This is a genomic window from Labilibaculum antarcticum, from assembly GCF_002356295.1.
GTDB classification, from domain to species: Bacteria; Bacteroidota; Bacteroidia; order Bacteroidales; family Marinifilaceae; genus Labilibaculum; species Labilibaculum antarcticum.
Genome location: NZ_AP018042.1, coordinates 592,976 through 613,043, shown reverse-complemented (window position 1 = coordinate 613,043; position 20,068 = coordinate 592,976). Strand labels below are relative to the sequence as shown.

Here is a 20,068-nt window from a genome sequence, read left to right as displayed (position 1 = left end):
ATAGTAATTTATTACCTTTTTAATATTGATAATGAAGAAACTACTTTTAAGTTTGGTGTGTATTACAGGAGTAATTTTTGTTTCTGCACAAAATAAATTTCCTTCCGAATTAGAGAATCCCGAAATGGTGGGAAGAGGAAAAGAGAAAGCCCGTACTGAATTTATTTCCAATTTGGACGATAATTCCGTTTTATCTCTAAATAGTAAATGGCAGTTCAATTGGGTGAAAAACCCGGCCCATCGGCCTATTGGTTTTCAAGAATCCAGTTATAGTACAAATAACTGGGACGAAATCAATGTGCCTGGTAATTTCGAAATTCAAGGTTTTGGGGTCCCCATTTATGTGAACACAGAATATGAATTTGCTGATACCCGTGCGGTTATCACCGAACTCGAAGCGCCCAATCCTCCTCATGTACCTCACGATTACAATCCGGTTGGTTCCTGTCGTAAGACTTTTACCTTACCATCAGGTTGGGATCATAAACAAGTGTACTTGCGGTTTTCTGCTTTAAAAGGCGCTTTCTATGTTTGGTTGAATGGACAAGAGGTAGGAATGAGCAAAGGGTCTAAAACTCTGGCTGAGTTTGATATTACTTCCTATTTAAAAGAAGGTGAGAATTTATTGGCCGTTCAGGTGTTTCGCTGGAGCGATGCCAATTACCTCGAAGCTCAGGATTTTTGGCGACTGACTGGTTTCGACCGTGATGTATATCTTTTTGCTCAGCCAAAACTTAGAATTGAAGATTATGCAGTCATCACCTCTCTGGACGACAGTTTTCAGGACGGAGTATTGGATCTGAAAATCAATCTGGAAAATAAAACAGGGAAAAATAAGAAAGTGATTGTTGGCTATGAATTGAAGAATGCTGAGGGCAAACTTGTTTTGGCTGATGAGCAGGAGCAATCCATAGATGCAAATTCTTTTAATGAATTTCGTTTCGAAAACAAACTTAAAGATGTGAAGAGCTGGTCAGCTGAAATCCCTGAATTATATGACTTGACCATTCTTTCAAAAGATAAAAAAGGAAATGTGCTGGAATCGGTGAAGTCCCGAATTGGATTCCGTAAAGTGGAAATTAAAGACGGATTACTCTTGGTAAACGGTGCTTATGTATTGCTAAAAGGTGTAAACCTGCACGAGCATCATCCGGTAAATGGGCATGTAATGGATGAGGAAACCCTTCTGAAAGATCTGGCTTTGATGAAGGGCTGTAATATCAATGCGATTCGCACCAGTCACTATCCTCATACCAAACGTTTTTATGAATTGTGCGATCAGTATGGATTTTACGTGATTGATGAAGCGAATATTGAATCACACGGAATGGGGTATAGTCGAAATGTAGGTGGAACTTTGGGTAATAATCCACAATGGATAAAGGCTCATTTAGATCGTACACAACGAATGTGGGAAAGAGATAAAAATCATGCTTGTATCATTATTTGGTCTTTAGGGAATGAAGCCGGTAATGGCATCTGTTTTTATGAAACCTATTCTTATTTGAAGAATCAGGATGATGGAAGAATTGTTCAATATGAAGGAGCAGGAAAAGAATGGAATACAGATGTATTTTGCCCTATGTACCCATCAATTGAATATATTGGTAAGTATGCAAATAGCCAGCCGGTTAAACCTTTGATTATGTGTGAATATGCTCATGCAATGGGAAATAGTTTGGGGAATTTGAAGGAATATTGGGATATGATTGAAAAACACCCTGCCCTGCAAGGAGGGTTTATATGGGATTGGGTTGATCAAGGAATTCTTCAGCATGATGTAAAAGGTGAACCTTATTGGGCTTATGGTGGTGATTTTGGACCGGAAGGAACTCCCAGTGATGGAAATTTCTGCATCAACGGCGTCGTTTTTCCTGATCGGACTGCACATCCAGGATATTTCGAGGTGAAAAAGGTTTATCAACATGTGAAATTTATTTCTGAAAACCTCGCTGAAGGTAAACTTACTATTCAAAATAACTATGCCTTTCTTTCTTTAAAAGAGTTCCAATTGAAATGGCGTTTGGAAAAGAATGGTCTGGTTCAACAAGAAGGGACAATACTTTGTCCTGATGTGAAAGCTGGAGAAGAAAGTAAGATCGAACTGTATGATCAACTTTCCAATTTGGAGGTAGATGCTGAATATTTCCTGAATGTCTACTTAGTGAAAGAGGATGTGGATGCATTGTATCCTGCAGGACATGTATACGCCAGCGAGCAGTTTAAGGTAGATTTTGATGAGGCAGAACCAATTTTAAGTAGTGTTAAAGGTGAGCTTCAAATAAAGAAAAATAAAACATCCGTACTTGTTTTCAATGATCTTTTTTCAGTTCAATTCAATCATGAAAAAGGACAACTTGTGTCTTGGAAATCCAACGGCAAAGAAATTTTGGAAAATGCTCTTGAATTTAATCTATGGAGATCACCTATTGATAATGATTATGGTAATCGTTTGGATAAGAGATGTCGTATTTGGAGAGATGTGAAATCGAGACTGAAGGTAACAAATTATGATATTGAAAGGATTAATTCGTCTACTTATAGTATTCGTTATCAATTTGACTTGTCTGATGAGGAAGGTAATAATATAGTCGCAAACTTATCGCAAACTTATTTGATACAGGCAGATGGTAGTGTTACAATCCAACAACAAATGAGAAAACTAGATCAAAACTTACCCGAGTTACCTCGTTTTGGTCTGAATTTTATTGTGAATCAGGATTTTAATCATGTGAAATGGTTTGGTCGTGGACCATTCGAAAATTATTGGGACAGAAAAACAGCCGCTTTTGTTGGTCTGTATCAGGCTTCTGTTCAAGATCTTTATGTACCCTATGTTCGTCCTCAGGAAAACGGAAATCGATGTGACGTAAGATGGGCAGAATTGAGCAATTCAAAAACAGGTCAAATAATTCGCATGAGTACGAAAACGCATTTTGATTTTAGCATGTTTCATCAATTTAATAGTGATTTTGAATCGGCAGAAAGATCCGATGGCAGACAGAAAAAAGGTGTGAAGATCAAAAATCGTCACATCAACGATATTGTAAAGCGGCCATTTACAATGATCAATCTTGATGATCGTCAGATGGGTGTTGGAGGTGATAATTCCTGGGGAGCGAAAACTCATCCTGAATACCAACTTGAAGGAGATATCTTCAGTTTTGAGATTCAATTGAAATTAGAAACGTTAAAATAGTTTCAACTATCCTTCTGAATAATTATTGAAGTTTAAAATATAGATAATGAAAAAGGCATTATTATTAGTGGCAGCAGGTATACTTTCCTGTGGATTGTTTTCTCAACAAGTAAAAAAGCCAAATGTTCTTTTCATATTAGCTGATGACTTTGGGTATTATGACATGAGCTGTATGGGGAGTAAGTTTTACGAAACACCTAATATTGATGGTATTGCTAATCAGGGAATGATATTCACCAATGGTTATGCAGCCTGTGCTGTTTGCAGTCCTTCCCGTGCGAGTATTATGACAGGAAAATTTACTGCAAGACATGGAGTTACTGATTGGATTGGTGCACCATCCGGAGAAGCCTGGAGGAATATGAAAAGGCACAATAAATTATTACCTGCTTCTTATGTGCACGATTTACCATCTCAATTTGTTACGCTTCCTGAGGCTTTAAAAGAAGGTGGATATAAAACTTTTTTTGCTGGTAAATGGCATCTTGGAGGTAAAGGTTCTTGGCCCGAAGATCATGGTTTTGATATTAATAAAGGAGGTTATCATGCAGGACATCCTGCCAATGGATATTTTTCTCCATATAAAAATCCTAATCTTAAAGATGGACAAGACGGAGAGAATCTTTCGATACGCTTAGCTGATGAAACGATAAGTTTCTTGAAAGAGAATAATTCTAATGAAACAGGACAGCCGGTATTTGCATTTCTTTCTTTTTATGCAGTTCACGGACCAATTCAAACAACTCAGAATAAATGGAATAAGTATCGTTTGAAGGCAGAAAAAAATGGGCTCAAAAATAAGGGGTTCGAGATGGGACATTTTTTACCAACTCGTCAGGTTCAGGATAATCCGGTATATGCGGGTTTGGTGGAATCAATGGATGATGCCATTGGAAAAGTAGTGAGTGCATTGGAAAACTTAGGATTGGATGATAATACCATCATAATTTTCACTTCTGATAATGGTGGCGTATCTTCTGGAGATGCTTTTTCTACATCGAATTTACCCTTAAAGGGAGGGAAAGGATCTCAATTTGAAGGAGGTACTCGCGAACCTTTTTTTATTAAAGTACCTGGGTTAAATGCAGGTCAGGTTTCTGATACTCCCGTTATGGGTTCAGATTTCTACCCTACAATATTAGAACTTGCAGGATTGGATTTAAGGCCTGAAGAGCATAGCGACGGACTTAGCTTAGTTCCTTTACTTCAAGGAAAATCAATTGAAAAGAGACCATTAGTCTGGCATTATCCACATTATGGAAATCAAGGTGGTGAGCCTTCATCAATCATTCGTATCGGAACGTGGAAGCTTATTCATTATTATGAAGATGGACATAAAGAACTTTTCAACTTAGTAGATGACTCGGAAGAAATGAATGATTTGGCAGAGGAGTATCCGGAGTTAGTTGGTGAATTAAGTGATAAATTATTTGAGTATCTGGATAATGTGGGAGCAATTTATCCGAGAAAGGATCCGGAATACAGTGAGTTTTTGGAACAAAAATATTTAGAAAATGTGAAAAATAATTTACTGCCTCGTTTGGAAAAAAAACGCTTGGAATATCTTTCAAAAGATTTTAATCCGGGAAACAACTGGTGGGGTAGTATCGTTACACATGACTAACTGTTTTATTTTTTTTTTGCAAAAAAATGAATGTTAAGAGGATTCTCATCTTAACATTGGTATGTAACTAAAAGTAGCTCTGTACCGGTATTTTCAGTAAAATAAGTGATTGTAAATTGCTAAGTTGAATGGATTGCGGAAAAATCTACCTTATTACTAAATATGTCCACTTTTTTATAATGGAGATTTTTCATTTTTGAGGTGTAAGAGAAACTAAGCTTACTACTGGTTTTATAAGCCTATTCTAAATTTGTAAAATATATTAAAATGAAAAAAAATATACTTGTACCATTTTCCTAATAAGCCTATTGTTTAGTTTTCTCCTGAGGAAATACTGGATGGTTCCTTTTATCAACGAAATTGAATAAAATAATTAAACTGTTTTTGATATGAGTTATTGGATATTTAAAGTAAAGGTCAATTTTTTTCTAAAGTAAACCATTTAATTATCGTTTAAGTCTGCTAATATCAGTTGACTCGTGAAATTTTTAAGCCTGTCGTATCTAAGCTTTTGAAAAATACAAAGTAAATAAAAGAGACTCTATGAAAAAAACTGTAATCGGATTGCTTGTGTGTTTTGCTACACATTGTTATGAAGCCTCGGCACAGCTTGAGGGCTTCACCTATGGTGATAAAAATGCTCCGACTGGTGAAGAGTGGGAATTACCATCTCACATCGCTCATAATAAAGAACAGCCTCGTGCTACTTTTTATTCTTTTAAAGATGTCGAAAGTGCTCGTAAAGTACTGCCAGAAAATGCGGAGTACTGGAAGTCACTTGATGGTGACTGGAAGTTTAACTGGGTAAAACGTCCGGAACTGCGTCCTGTAGATTTTTTCAAACCTAGCTTTGATGTAAGTAACTGGAGTGAAATTCCTGTTCCTTCTAATTGGAATATTTATGGTCTTGGTAAAGAGGGCGGTCAGAAATATGGTACGCCAATCTATTGTAACCAGCCTGTTATCTTTCAACACAGTGTAAAAGTTGATGACTGGAAAGGCGGCGTGATGCGTGAGCCTGCGAAAGATTGGGTAACTTACGAAGCACGTAATGAAGTAGGGTCTTACCGTCGCGATTTTGAAATTCCAAAAAACTGGGATGGACGCGAAATATTTGTTCAATTCAATGGTGTAGATTCTTTCTTCTACCTATGGATCAATGGGAAATACATTGGTTTCTCAAAAAACTCACGTAATGCGGCTACTTTTGATATTAGCAAATATGTAAAAAAAGGCAATAACGTAATTGCTGCTGAAGTTTACCGTAACTCAGACGGTTCTTTCCTTGAAGCACAGGATATGTTCCGCCTTCCAGGTATTTTCCGTACCGTTCAACTTTATTCTACTCCAAAAGTACAGATTCGTGACCTTTTCGCAATTCCTGAACTTGATGATAACTACGAGAACGGCTCACTGAAAATTACTGCCGATATCCGTAACTTCACTGCAAAAGTGGCTAAAGGCTATAAAGTAGACTACTCACTTTTTGCTAACAAACTTTATTCTGATAACAATGAAGTTGTTGCTGGTGCTATTGCAACGGCATCTGTTCCAGTTGTAAATGCTGGTGCTGAGAAAGCGACTACAACTGTCATGAACGTGACTGCTCCAAACCAGTGGTCTGCGGAATTTCCTTATCGTTATACACTTGTTGCAGAACTGAAAGATAAGACTGGCAAAGTTGTTGAAACGATTTCTATTTACACTGGTTTCCGTGAAGTGGTCATCAAAAATACTTTGGCTAAAGACGATGAATTCGGTCTAGCTGGTCGTTACTACTATGTAAATGGTAAAACAGTAAAACTTAAAGGTGTAAACCGTCACGAAACACATCCAGAAACAGGTCATACTTTGACTCGTGAGAATATGAAAGAAGAAGTGATGCTAATGAAACGTGCTAACATCAACCATGTTCGTAACTCTCATTACCCACCAGCACCACACTGGTACTACCTTTGTGACAAATACGGTATCTATCTGGAAGACGAAGCCAACATAGAATCACATGAGTACTACTACGGTGAGGCGTCTCTTTCTCACCCGCCAGAGTGGAAAAATGCTCACGTTGGTCGTGTTGTAGAAATGACTCACCAGAATAAAAATCACGCATCTATTGTTATTTGGTCTCTTGGTAACGAAGCAGGTCCAGGTAAAAATTTTGTTCATGCTTACGATGCACTGAAAAAAATTGATGCATCACGTCCAGTTCAGTACGAACGTAACAACAGTATTGTTGATATGGGTTCAAATCAGTATCCATCTATTGGTTGGATGAAAGATGCGGTAACTGGTAAAATGGATATTAAATATCCATTTCATATCTCTGAATATGCCCACTCTATGGGTAATGCCTGTGGTAACCTAATTGATTATTGGGATGCGATTGAGTCTACCAATTTTTTCTGTGGTGGCGCAATTTGGGACTGGGTTGACCAATCCATTTACAACTATAGAAAAGATGGTACTCGTTACTTAGCGTACGGTGGTGACTTTGGTGACAAACCCAATAGTGGACAGTTTGTAATGAACGGTATCATTTTTGCTGAGCGCGATCCAAAGCCTCAGTACTATGAAGTGAAAAAAGTATACCAGAATATTGGTGTCAAGACTCTTGATATCAAAAAAGGATCTTTCGAGATCTTCAATAAGTACTATTTTAAATCTCTTGCCGATTATGATCTGAAATGGTCGATTTGGGAAAATGGTTCTGAAGTTGAAGATGGTAAACTTACTCTTTCTCCAATCGATGCAAGGACTAAAACAACTGTTTCAATTCCTTATAAATTTGCCGATCTAAAACTTGATTCTGAGTACTTCGTAAAACTTCAGTTTACACTGAAAGAAGATCAGCCTTGGGCAGACAACGACTTTGTTCAGGCTGAAGCTCAGTTCTTGATCAAAGCGAAAAGCGAAATTCCAGCAATTGCTGATGTAGCTAAAGCAAATGGCAGCGATAAGGTTGAAATCTTAGATGCTGGCAACAACATCAAGATCCTTAGTGGGGAAGACTTTTTAGCTAAATTTAATCTTGCTGATGGTTCACTTTACGGACTTACTTACAATGGTGAGACAATCATTGCCGATGGTAATGGTCCAAAACTTGACGCATTTCGAGCATTTGTAAATAATGATACATGGGGATACCGCAGCTGGTATGAAAAAGGTCTTCATAACCTGAAACACAAAGCGACTAGTTCTAAAATTCGCACCAATGCCGACGGAACTGCTACATTGGCTTTCACAGTTGTTTCTCAAGCTCCAAATGCGGCACGCCAGCATGGTGGTACAAGTGGCAACGTAATTACAGTTGAAGAGCTTACGAATCATAAATTTGGGGAAGATGATTTCCGTTTTGTAACGAACCAGATCTGGACAGTTTATCAGGACGGATCAATTGAGTTACAGTCAAGTATTACTTCAAATGAACCAAATTTCGTACTTCCACGACTTGGTTACTCAATGACAATTCCAAGAGCATATAATTACTTCACTTATTACGGACGTGGCCCTATCGGTAACTACAACGACCGTATGACAGGTCAGTTTATACAGAAATACACAACTACTGTAAAAGAAGAATTTGTAAACTTCCCAAAACCTCAGGACATGGCAAATCACGAAGAAACTCGCTGGTGTGCTTTGACCAAGGGTAGTCAGGTCGATACAAAAGGAGCTGTATTTATTGCTACTGGTAACATGGCAGTAAGCGCACTTTCTTATACTGCACAGGATATGGGAACTGCCGCTCATATTTATGAACTACCAGAAGCAGGAGCCACAACACTTCATCTTGACGTGAAGGTTTCTGGCCTTGGTGGTGCAAGTTGCGGACAAGGTGGACCTCTAAGTCATGATCGTGCTTATGCTGGTCAGAACGACTTTGGTTTCATCATTCGTCCTGCCAGTCATGAATTGGACAAAATTGCCAATGTATCTCCTTCGGGCGAAGTGCCAATTGCTATCACACGTTCTTATAACGGCGAAGTAAAAATTTCTTCAAGCAAAGCTAATGCAGAACTATGTTACTCTGTAAACGGTGGTGCTACTAAGTATTATAGCGAGACTGTACCTTTACGTGCTGGGGGAACAATTAAAGCTTGGTACAAAGGCAACGAAGACTCAGAAGTTACAATGAAGTTCAGCAAAATCGAAAAAGTTGATACAATTGTAGTATTCACAAGTAGTGAAGAGCCGGGCAGCGATAACACTGCTAAAAATCTTGTTGATGGTAACCCTTCTACAATCTGGCACACGATGTACTCAGTAACTGTGGCGCAGTATCCACACTGGGTCGATTTTGACTGTAGCGAAGCCAAAAGCATCAAAGGTTTCTCATACTTGCCTCGTCAGGACAGTGGAACCAACGGTGACATCAATAACTATTCTATTCACGTAAGTCTTGATGGCAAGAACTGGGATAAACCAATATACGAAGGTAGTTTCTCTAATGATAAAAAAGAGAAGCGCGTATTGTTCGATAAACCTGTAAAAGCGCGTTTCATTCGCTTTACTGGCAAAAGTTCACAGAACGGACAGGATTTTGCTGGTGGTGCAGAATTCAGTGTTCTTGCCGACTAATACAGCATTTTAACATTGGATGTTCGAAGTTGAACGTCCGAAGTTAAAATATTTGCAAAGGTGCTTCCTTCGAGGAAGCACCTTTTGTTAACAAGTATGAATCTTTTCTCCTTCCTGAAGGTTCTTTTTTATAAATTCAGTATTCAATATGAAAAAACAGACACTTCTACTTCTATTATTCACTGCATGCTTTAATGCTAGTTTCGGTCAGAATAATCCAATTGTATTAGGCAATGCACGCTTTACAGTCATCACGCCAGAACTTGTTCGTATGGAATATGCTGAGGATGCTGAGTTTATTAATGAACCAACACTTTTTGCGATTAATCGTGATGCTACATGCGATGATTTCAAGTTGTCGACATCAAGCAAAGGCTGGACTCAGATATCTACTTCTCGAATGAGGATAGAGTATCTTAATGATGGATTTCCTTTTGGACAATGCAATTTCAGAATCTTCTACAAAAAAGGCAAGGAAGAGAAAAGGTTCATGATTTATCAGGAAAATAGTAAAGAGAGCAATCTAGGAGGAACAGTTCAAACTCTTGATGGTGAAAACGGACGCATTGAGGTTGATAATGGAATTTTGAGCCGTGATGGATGGTTTGTTATTAATGATGATTACAAACCCATTCTAAAAAATGGATGGATTGAAAATCGCCCCAAAGCGAGTATTATGGATCGTTATTTCTTTGCTTACGATAAAGATTATAATGCAGCTTTAAAGTCCTTAACTGCGATTAGTGGAGAAGTTCCATTGCCTCGTAAATCTGCTTTAGGCGCGTGGTATTGCAGATGGTGGGATTATTCGGAAGATGAATATCGCCAAATTGTGAAGGAATATAAAGAGCATGATTTTCCTTTGGATATTATGGTTTTTGATATGGGGTGGCATACTCAAAAAGATGCAACAGAAGGAACAGGACATGCTGGTAATAGAGGTTGGACTGGTTATTCATGGAATAAAGATCTTTTTCCAAACCCTGATAAATTGATAAAAGAGTTTAATGATGATAACATTCAGGTTGCTTTAAATGATCATCCACATGATGGCATTCGAACCCATGAAACTACTTACAAAGAGTTTATGAATAGTTTGGGAAAATCGGCAATTGACCGCACACCACTATTCGATGCGGGCGACTCTGTTTATATGAATTCCTTTTTTAAATATGCATTGGAACCTCATGAAAAGATAGGGGTTGACTTTTGGTGGTTGGATTGGCAACAGGATTATTTGTACCCATATGTTCGTGGTATATATGGTTTAACTCACTTAGAATGGTTGAATCATTTGTATTTTAAACATTCTCAGAAAGACAATAAACGAGGGATGAATTACAGCCGTTGGTCTGGATTTGGGAGTCATCGCTATCCAATACAATTTTCGGGAGATTATGTGGGGAGTTGGGAGTCCTTGGAATACCAGATTCCGTTCACAGTAACGAGTGGTAATTCTGCATGTTTCTTTTGGGCGCATGATATAGGTGGTTTCTATGGCGATTCAAAAGAAAAGGCTTGGGAGCTTTATACACGTTGGACTCAGTTTGGTTTAACAAATACATCTTTACGGATACATTCAGTATATGATGCTAACTTGGACAGAAGACCATGGCTATGGGGCGAAACTGCAGAAAAAAGTATGCGTATTATTTACCACATGCGTTCAGAACTAATGCCTTATTTGTACTCAACAGTTTGGCAAGCACACAAAGAAACTTTGCCAGTGTTAAGGGGAATGTATTTTGAGTTTCCAGAGAATGAGAAAGCGTACAAACAAGAAGGTCAGTATTTTTGGGGCGATGCATTTTTATCTGCACCGATAACTGCAGCAGGCACAGGAGCCAATAAAATTGCAAAAAAAGAGGTGTGGCTTCCTGATGGCATTTGGTATAACTTCTTCGACAATAAAAAATATGAAGGGAATCAAACAATTACTGCTAGTGCAGATATTTATGAATTTCCGTTATTTGCTAAAGGTGGTATACCAATACCCATGCAAAAATACACCGATAGGATGACAAGTAAGTCTCTAGACAAATTAGTGATTAGGTGTTTTCCAGGTGTAGATGGACAGTCATCGACATTTGAATTATACGAAGACGATGGTGTAAGCCTTGATTATAAGGAAAATAAAAAAGCACTTACTAAGTTGAACTATTCCCGTAAGAAAAATGTTCATACTATTACAATCGATCCTACTCAGGGAATGTACGAAGGTCAGCTAAGCAAAAGATCGTATGAGATACAGTTAGCAGCAACACAAAAAGCAAGTAAAGTTCTTGTTAATGGGCAAAAGGCAAAGTTTACATACAATTCAGAAAATAGGATAAATGAAATTGCTATATCCGATAAGAATATTAGATCACGTACTGTTGTTGTAATCACCCTACCTTGAGGAAATTAGGTGAAAGTGTTTAGGTGTTAGTGCGTTAAAGGCTTAACTGTTGTGATATCAATTGAAATAATTTTTAAAGTGTTTCATTATTGGTGATGGAATAATTCGTCTTTATAATTAAGATCGTGGTCTTGTTAGGGCGAACTTGAAAAATGTACTTTTTGCGATAATAAATTGGAGTATGGACAATGTTTTATTTGATAATATTGAGAGTTTTCAATGAAGAAATTTTACTTAAGACAATTGACTGGAATAAACAGTTTAATAAAGAGAGGTTATATGAAAATGAATCAAAGTTTACTATTGCTCGTAACTAGTCTTTTTTTGAGTACCTCATGTGTAAGTTCGCATAAAAGTAAACTCGAGCAAGCCAGTCCCAATATTATCTATATTCTTGCTGATGATATGGGCTATGGAGATTTGGGTTGTTATGGACAAAAGATCATCGAAACACCCAATCTGGATTTAATGGCCAGTGAAGGTGTTCGATTCACAAATCATTACACAGGTAGTACGGTTTGCGCGCCTTCACGTTGTGCATTACTTACAGGTAAACATACAGGTCACTCTGTTGTGCGGGGAAACAAGGAGATACAGCCAGAAGGGCAGATGGCTATGCCTGCTGGCACAAGAACGGTAGCTCATCTTCTTCAGGAAGCAGGCTATAGTACCGGATGTGTGGGAAAATGGGGTTTAGGCTATCCCGGATCGGAAAGTGATCCTCTAAATATGGGATTTGACTATTTCTTTGGATACAATTGTCAAATGAAAGCCCATCATTATTTCCCTGAATATTTGTGGGAAAATGATCAAAAAATATTCTATCCCGAAAATAGCAAAGGGCAGCAGAAAATGTACAGTCATGATGAGACAACAAGAAAAGCAATTTCTTTCATCAAAGAGAATAAGGAGAAACCATTTTTCTTGTATCTGGCTTATGCAATACCTCATGCCGAATTGGTTATTCCTGAAGAGTATCTGGCTAAATACAAAGGCGAATTTGCCGAAACTCCTTTTGCAGGCGGTCATTATGGGAAACAGAATTATCCAAGGGCGGCTTATGCTGCAATGATTTCACATTTGGATTCTGATGTCGGAAAATTAAATTCATTATTAAAGAAATATGGTTTAGACGAGAATACAATCGTGATGTTTGCTTCGGATAACGGACCTCATGTTGAAGGAGGAAATGATCCACTCTTTTTTAAGAGTTCCGGTGGTTTACGTGGGGAAAAGAGATCCTTATACGAAGGTGGAATTCGAACTCCTTTTATCGTGAAGTGGTCTGGGAAAATAAAATCAGGAGTGGTTTCGGAGCATGTTTCTGCTTTTTGGGACGTGTTTCCAACACTATGCGATATTGCAGGAGTAAAAGCACCTGGCGATTTGGATGGTATTTCATTTTATCCTGAATTAATGGGCGAAAAACAGAAAAATCATGAATTGCTTTACTGGGAGTTTCATGGTTATACTGGCGATAAGCAAGCTATCCGAAAAGGAAAATGGAAAGCTGTTCGGAATAAGATTATTGAGGTAAATTCGCAAATTGAACTTTACGACTTAGAGTTAGATCCTTTTGAACAAAACGATGTATCAGAGCAATTCCCTGAAATTATTAATGACATGAGAAGCTTGTTCGATAAAACCCATGTTCAATCAGAGGAATTCCCATTTGAATATGAATTGTAAAATTAACAAAGAACTAAATGATATTAAGTTTGAAAAAAATGATATTGCTCTGTTTGATCTTTCTTTCCTTTTTTAATGCCAAAGCGATTGAAATTACGCATGGACCCTATTTACAAAAGGCAGGAACTAATGATCTGGCAATTTTATGGCATACTAATAAAAAAGGGTTTTCATATATCGAGTATGGTGAAAATAAATTGGATTTGATTTCGAAAGCATCTATCCATGGTCAGTTTGATGCAAATAATTCATTTCATAAAATTATTTTAACAGACTTAAAGCCAGACACGAAATATCAGTATAGGGTGCTTACGGTAGATATTTTAAAAATGGCTCCTTATCGGGTAATATATGGTGACACCATTAAAAGCGAAATTTTTTCTTTCACCACTCAAAATAAGGTTTTCGAGACGTTTTCCTTTTGTACCGTGAACGATATTCATGGACGTTCTGATGTATTGGATTCATTGCTTAAAGTTGGAGTGAAAACCAATCCTGATTTTTATTTCTTTAATGGAGACATGATTAACGATTTTACAGATGAAAACCAACTATTTAATGGCTTTTTGGATGTAAGTGTGAAGCGTTTCGCATCAGAAAAACCATTTGTTTATGTTCGTGGTAATCATGAAACAAGAGGGAGCGAATCTCGAAACCTGGGTGCTTTTTTGCATTTTGATGACGGTAAATACTATCGTGCATTTACTCATAAGGGAGTTAATTTTATCATACTTGATTCTGGCGAAGACAAGGAGGATTCAAATAAATATTATTATGGCTTAGCCGATTTTGACAGTTATAGATCAGAACAGGAGAAGTGGCTTCAAGCCTATGTGAAAACGTCAGAGTATGTAAATGCGAAATATCGAATTGTTCTTCTTCATATGCCTTTTATTAGTCAGGAATTTTATGATGGTGAATATGTTACGCCATCCCATGGAATTCAGGATTCTCAGAAGAAGTGGGCTCCACACTTGAAAGATATTGATTTATTGGTGGCTGCTCATACTCATGAGTATTCTTTTCTTAAAGTTGGAGAAGACAATAATCAGTTCCCAATTTTGATTAATGATGATGAAAGTATTGTAAAGGTAGAAATTACACCTAAGGGATTAAAATTTGTCGTAACGGGAACGAAGGGTAATATTATTGATCAGAAGTTTATTCCAAAAAAATAGGTTTATCCAGAAGAGCTTGCAATGAAAAAACAGATTGTTTTAAACCGAAAGGGTGTCCAAAAATGGACGCCCTTTTTTTTACACAATCACTTGATAATCACATGAACAACATCATTTTTAGTGTGTTAAGGTATTAAAAGGTCTAATTTTAAAGAGTATAATCAAGGTCAAATAAGTATGTTTCCTGAATGACTTGATTTCTACATTCCAGAGAATTTTCCTGTTAGATTTGTCAGCTCTATTGTTGACCAATTAGATATTTATAAAATAATGTTTGGTTACAAAGTAGGAGGTTGTAAGGGATATCAACCACGTATGCTATTGAAAGTAGTTGTTTTTAGCTATTTGAACAATGATTTTTCATGCCGTAAGATGGAGAAAACTTTGAGAGAAAATATCAATTATATGTGGCTCTAAGGTAAACAGTTTCCCAAACATAGTTGTATTAACGACTTTAGGAGCAAAAGACTCAAATCACAAATCAATAAGTTTTTACAGACGTGGTCATGATCTTGTTAAAGCTATTTTTGGATCATTTAGATTAAAAAGAGGATGTCCTTGATTTTGGACACCCTCTTTTTTTAGTGAAAAATGAGAAAGAGTATGCAGAAAGAGTTTTTTTAGTAGCAGTTTGCGAAAAAGTCGACCTTGTAGCCTAATATGTCTACTTTTTTGTAACGAACATTTATCATTTTTGAGATTGTAAAAATAAGACAAATGAAAATAAGCAGATATTTAATACTAGGTTCTTTTCTGATGGTTTGTATTCTATCAGCATGTTCTTCAAATACAAGCTCGAAGAGAGCCACAGATCTGTCAATTGAAGATTTAGTAATAGAAGTGCCGCTTAGCGGAAATGCCTGGATCGTTGATGATGTTTCTTTAAATGAGAGCATGATCATTGAAGCTGGTCTCTCCAATTGGTCGGAAAAATCAAATCTCATCCGAACTTATGTCAGAGTAAATAGTCCGGGTAAATTGAATTTGGGAATAAAAGCCAAATTGCTTAAGGGATCTTCAAAAGTGAAAGTAACCATTGGGGATGAATCTAAAGAAATAGTGATTAAAGATATTCAATCAACACTTATTCCTGTAGGAGAATTTGATATTTCAGAAGAGGGATATGTTCAAATCGATTTACAGGGCATTTCTAAAACAGATGTTTTTTTTGGGGAGGTGTCTCATTTTGTAGTAGGAGGAGAAGCAACTGCTAAGGGAACCTATTTTGTGAAAGATGATTTTTATTGGGGACGACGCGGTCCTTCTGTTCATTTGGGCTACGAAATACCTGCCGAAGCTGGCGATATTGAATGGTTTTATAATGAAATTGAGGTGCCTGAGGGAAATGATCTTGTTGGTTCGTATTATATGGCAAATGGTTTTGGCGAAGGTTATTTCGGTATTCAAGTAAATTCCGAAACAGAACGCAGAATCTTATTTTCGGTATGGAGTTCCTTTAAAACAGATAATCCTAATGATATCCCGGAAGATGAGAAAATTAAGCTTTTAAAAAAGGGGGATGGAGTTAAAACAGGTGAGTTCGGTAATGAAGGGTCTGGCGGACAGAGTTACAGAATATACGATTGGAAAGCCGGAAACAAATACCGTTTTCTGTTGGGAGCTAAACCGACTAATGATAATTCAACTGATTATACGGCCTACTTCTTTGCTCCTGAAATTGGGCAGTGGGAGCTGATTGCAAGTTTTAGAAGACCAAAAACCTCAACATATTTAACTCGTCCACATTCTTTTCTTGAGAATTTCATGACCGAAATGGGGCAATTTACCCGTAAGGGAACTTATTTAAATCAGTGGGTGAGAAATACTGAAGGCACTTGGTTCGAAATGACCAAAGCAAAATTCACTGCCGATGCTACAGCGAGAAAAGATGCTCGTTTAGACTACGCAGGTGGTGTTGAAGGAGAGTGTTTTTATTTGAAGAATTGTGGCTTTTTTAGTGAAAAAACAAGCTTCGATACATTTTTTAATAGAACGGAATTGGGCATAGAACCTATGATTTATTTTGAAAAATTACCCTGAACGCATTGAAATTATTATATACGCATTTAATTAAGGTAAATTATGGTAATGAAACCAGAGAGTAGGCTTGGTTATATTCGGCTCTCTTTTTTGAGCGTTTTTCTATCCAAAACCTGATGACATATTAGACTATTTTAAAAGTTATTTAAATAAATTATGATGGATTTTCACAGCCGAATGAATTTGTTTCTTGGATCAATATTGTTTTTGACCGCAACTCTTCCTTTTTCAAAGGAGGTTTATTCGCAATCTCAACAAAGACCTAATATTATTCATATTCTTGCCGATGATGTAGCTTTTGATGATTTGAGTTGTTTCGGCTCCAAGGATATCAACACCCCAAATCTGGATTCATTAGCAGGACAAGGTGTTAAGTTTACCAGTTTTTACGCTCCTCATGGAACATGTACCCCCTCTAGGGCAGCCCTTTTGACTGGGCGTTATGCTCCGCGTATTAACGACGGAAAAGGGTTGTTTGTTTTGTTTCCCCATTCTAAAGAGGGATTAGAAGACGAAAAGGAAGTTACCATAACCGAACTATTGAAGGAGCAAGGTTACATTACAGGATTGTATGGTAAGTGGCATCTTGGCCATTTACCCCAGTATTTGCCTTGTGTTCATGGTTTCGATGAATTTCTGGGTATACCCTATCCCAACGATCATGGACCTGAGCGAATTGGAAATACCGGCTTTAGATCCAATGGAATCAGTGATCCGAAAATTCCTTTAATTCAGCAAGCGCAGGTGATTAAGAGATGTAATAACAATGATTTGGCAGAATTGCCGGCTTTGTTTACAAGGGAAGCCTGTAAATTTATGTATCGGGCTGTTCAGGATAATAAACCATTCTATTTGCAGTATGCCAACATCGAAACACACACACCTTGGTTTGTTCCCAAAGGTTTCGAAGGAGTAAGTAAGGCTGGGGCTTATGGTGATGCTGTTGAATATCTGGACAGATCAGTAGGGATAATCATGAATGCCTTAAAGAGATTAAAAATCGAAGATAATACGATCATTGTTTTCTCTTCGGATAATGGACCCTTGATTCATAAGGATGAGGAGCTGGAGAATTGCTACGGACGATTTGGTGCAACCGATCCGGATCGGGAACATGTTTTGCGAGAAGGAAAATACCAGGAACGTTACGATGGCGGTATTAGAGTATCTTGTATTATGAAATGGCCTGGAGTGATTCCTGAAGGCATAGAATGCGATGAAATTGTAGGAGCCTTTGATCTGTTTACCACCTTTGCCAATATTGCTGGTGCTGATATTCCAACAGATCGTATTATCGATGGTAAAAATATTCTCCCCTTGATGAAAGGTGAAGATGGAGCCGTTTCACCTCACAAAGCCATTTATGGATTTAAGGCTAAAGGAGGTTTAATGAGTGTTCGTTATAAAAATTGGAAATTGGTACTTCCGGGCAAGCATTGGACAGGAACTTTTGAAAGGGCACAACTATATGATTTAACTCAGGACATTGGCGAGAAGAATAATGTGGCAGAAAAACACTCAAAAGTGGTGAAAGAGATATTGAAAATGGCAGAAGAGGCCGAAAAAGCAGTTGAAGAAAATAAATCAATCGAATAAAAATATATTATGGCAACAGACAGAAGATCATTCCTTGGGAACCTGGCCTTAGGCGCGGGGATTCTTGCAGCAGCCCCATTGGCGGCTTGCAGCGGACCAAAAGAAGAAAGTAAATTATCATATATTAAAGATTCAGTAGGGAAAAATCCTAAAATGAACTTTAATATGTGTGGTTACGCTGCACCCAAATTAGAGACCGTTCGTGTTGGCTTTGTTGGTATTGGCGATCGTGGCTCGGGAGCAGTAAAACGTATGACATTTATCGAAGGTGTTGAAGTTACTGCTTTATGTGATATTCGACGAGCAGCGGTTGACGGTGGACAAAAAATACTTTCTGAAGCAGGCCTTCCTAAAGCAAAAGAGTTTGTGGGCGGAGATCTTGGGTTTAAGGAATTATGCGAAAGCGGATTGGTTGACTTGGTTTATATTGCAACACCATGGGAATGGCACGTACCTGTTGCTATTGCAGCTATGGAAGGAGATAAACATGCAGCAGTAGAAGTTTCAACGGCTAAAACACTGGATGAGTGTTGGCAAATGGTAGAAACATCGGAGCGTACCCGCAAGCACTGCGTTATTCTGGAAAATTGCTGTTATGATTTCTTTGAGATGTTGACATTGAATATGGCTCGACAAGGTGTGTTTGGAGATTTAGTTCATGGTGAGGGTGCGTATATTCATGATTTGGACTATTGGCAATTTAACAAGCCTAAAGACAATCAAATGACTGATGGTGCTTACACCAAAATGTGGCGGATGCACGAGAACAAGCGAAAAGCCAACGTGTATCCTACCCACGGTTTAGGTCCAATTTGTCAGTCAATGAATATCAACCGTGGTGATAAAATGGATTATCTTACCGCAATGATGTCTGATGATTTTACCTTGAAAAATCGTATCGCGGAAAAGGCAAAAGAAGATCCATTTTTTGAGCAGTTTGTAGGATGGGATATGCGTGGTAATATGGATATGCAAATGATTCGTACCAATAAAGGTCGTACCATCATGATTCAGCACGACATTAGCTCACCTCGTCCTTATTCTCGTATTCACATGCTAAGTGGAACGAAGTGTTTTGCTCAAAAGTGGCCGTTGCAGCACATTGCCTTTGGACATAATGTAGTTGACGATGTTCAGATGAAAGAATTGGAAGAAAAGTATACTCCAGAATTGATCCGTAAAGTAGGTGAGATGGCCAAACAAGTTGGTGGTCACGGTGGTATGGATTTTGTAATGGATTGGAGATTAATCGATTGCTTGCGAAATGGTTTGCCTGTAGATATGGATGTATATGATGCCGCATCATGGAGTTGTATAACCCCATTAAGTGAATGGTCTATTGCGAACAAATCCAATTCAATTGAAGTACCAGATTTTACAAGAGGTGCATGGGAAACCAATGCTCCAATTGACCTAACTTTAACCGGTGCAGGAACAACTGAGGTTCGAAATTTAATAAAAGCGAATTCTAAAGGACAATTAAACGTACATTAATTAGGCAACTAATTTTATAGAATGGTGGGGGAATATCAGTATTAGGTTTCCCTTTCACCTTTCCAAATGGTGGGCAGAGAGGATGCTGTATGGATTGTATTTTTCGGACTGTAGAGAGAATAATAAAGTGATTTAAAAAAATAGTTTCTCAGTTGGGACATCACTGAAGAAAGAGATTTTGAGAAATGTTGGAATTTGTGGGTTAAGTCATTTGGTTTCATTTAAACTAAAATCTTCTACTAACAGAAATTGTAACTACGGATGATTTTCGG

General features: G+C 37.7%; 10 protein-coding genes. All 10 read left to right on the top strand.

From position 1 onward, the window contains the following. Positions 1–31 precede the first annotated feature (31 nt). The 10 genes from ALGA_RS02270 to ALGA_RS02225 all read left to right on the top strand — a co-directional run bounded on the left by ALGA_RS02270 (position 32) and on the right by ALGA_RS02225 (position 19,796). Positions 32–3,199 (top strand): glycoside hydrolase family 2 TIM barrel-domain containing protein, encoded by a 3,168-nt coding sequence (locus ALGA_RS02270; protein ID WP_096427758.1) that lies wholly within the window; start codon positions 32–34, stop codon positions 3,197–3,199. A gap of 46 nt (positions 3,200–3,245) precedes the next feature. Continuing rightward, the gene (locus ALGA_RS02265; RefSeq protein ID WP_096427757.1) at positions 3,246–4,823 is read left to right on the top strand and encodes a sulfatase; all 1,578 of its coding nucleotides are present in this window, start codon (positions 3,246–3,248) and stop codon (positions 4,821–4,823) included. Positions 4,824–5,366: 543 nt separating this feature from the next. Next, complete coding sequence (locus ALGA_RS02260) at positions 5,367–9,401, top strand: glycoside hydrolase family 2 TIM barrel-domain containing protein (RefSeq protein ID WP_096427756.1); 4,035 nt, start codon at positions 5,367–5,369, stop codon at positions 9,399–9,401. A gap of 148 nt (positions 9,402–9,549) precedes the next feature. Continuing rightward, positions 9,550–11,799: a glycoside hydrolase family 31 protein gene (locus ALGA_RS02255; RefSeq protein WP_096427755.1), complete on the top strand. Its 2,250-nt coding sequence runs from the start codon at positions 9,550–9,552 to the stop codon at positions 11,797–11,799. Positions 11,800–12,078: 279 nt separating this feature from the next. Continuing rightward, a complete protein-coding gene (locus tag ALGA_RS02250) occupies positions 12,079–13,488 on the top strand; it encodes an arylsulfatase (protein ID WP_197705681.1) in 1,410 nt (469 codons plus the stop codon). A 38-nt stretch (positions 13,489–13,526) separates the two neighbouring features. After that, positions 13,527–14,666, top strand: a complete 1,140-nt coding sequence (locus ALGA_RS02245; RefSeq protein WP_231706120.1) for a metallophosphoesterase — start codon at positions 13,527–13,529, stop codon at positions 14,664–14,666. A gap of 270 nt (positions 14,667–14,936) precedes the next feature. Next, positions 14,937–15,083 carry a transposase gene (locus tag ALGA_RS23535; RefSeq protein ID WP_096427753.1) on the top strand — a complete coding sequence of 49 codons (147 nt, stop codon included), beginning with the start codon at positions 14,937–14,939 and terminating at the stop codon, positions 15,081–15,083. Positions 15,084–15,383: 300 nt separating this feature from the next. Then, a complete protein-coding gene (locus ALGA_RS02235) occupies positions 15,384–16,706 on the top strand; it encodes a DUF3472 domain-containing protein (protein ID WP_096427752.1) in 1,323 nt (440 codons plus the stop codon). A gap of 159 nt (positions 16,707–16,865) precedes the next feature. Then, the gene (locus tag ALGA_RS02230; protein ID WP_162845367.1) at positions 16,866–18,302 is read left to right on the top strand and encodes a sulfatase family protein; all 1,437 of its coding nucleotides are present in this window, start codon (positions 16,866–16,868) and stop codon (positions 18,300–18,302) included. A 9-nt stretch (positions 18,303–18,311) separates the two neighbouring features. After that, positions 18,312–19,796 (top strand): Gfo/Idh/MocA family protein, encoded by a 1,485-nt coding sequence (locus tag ALGA_RS02225; RefSeq protein WP_096427750.1) that lies wholly within the window; start codon positions 18,312–18,314, stop codon positions 19,794–19,796. Positions 19,797–20,068 lie beyond the last annotated feature (272 nt).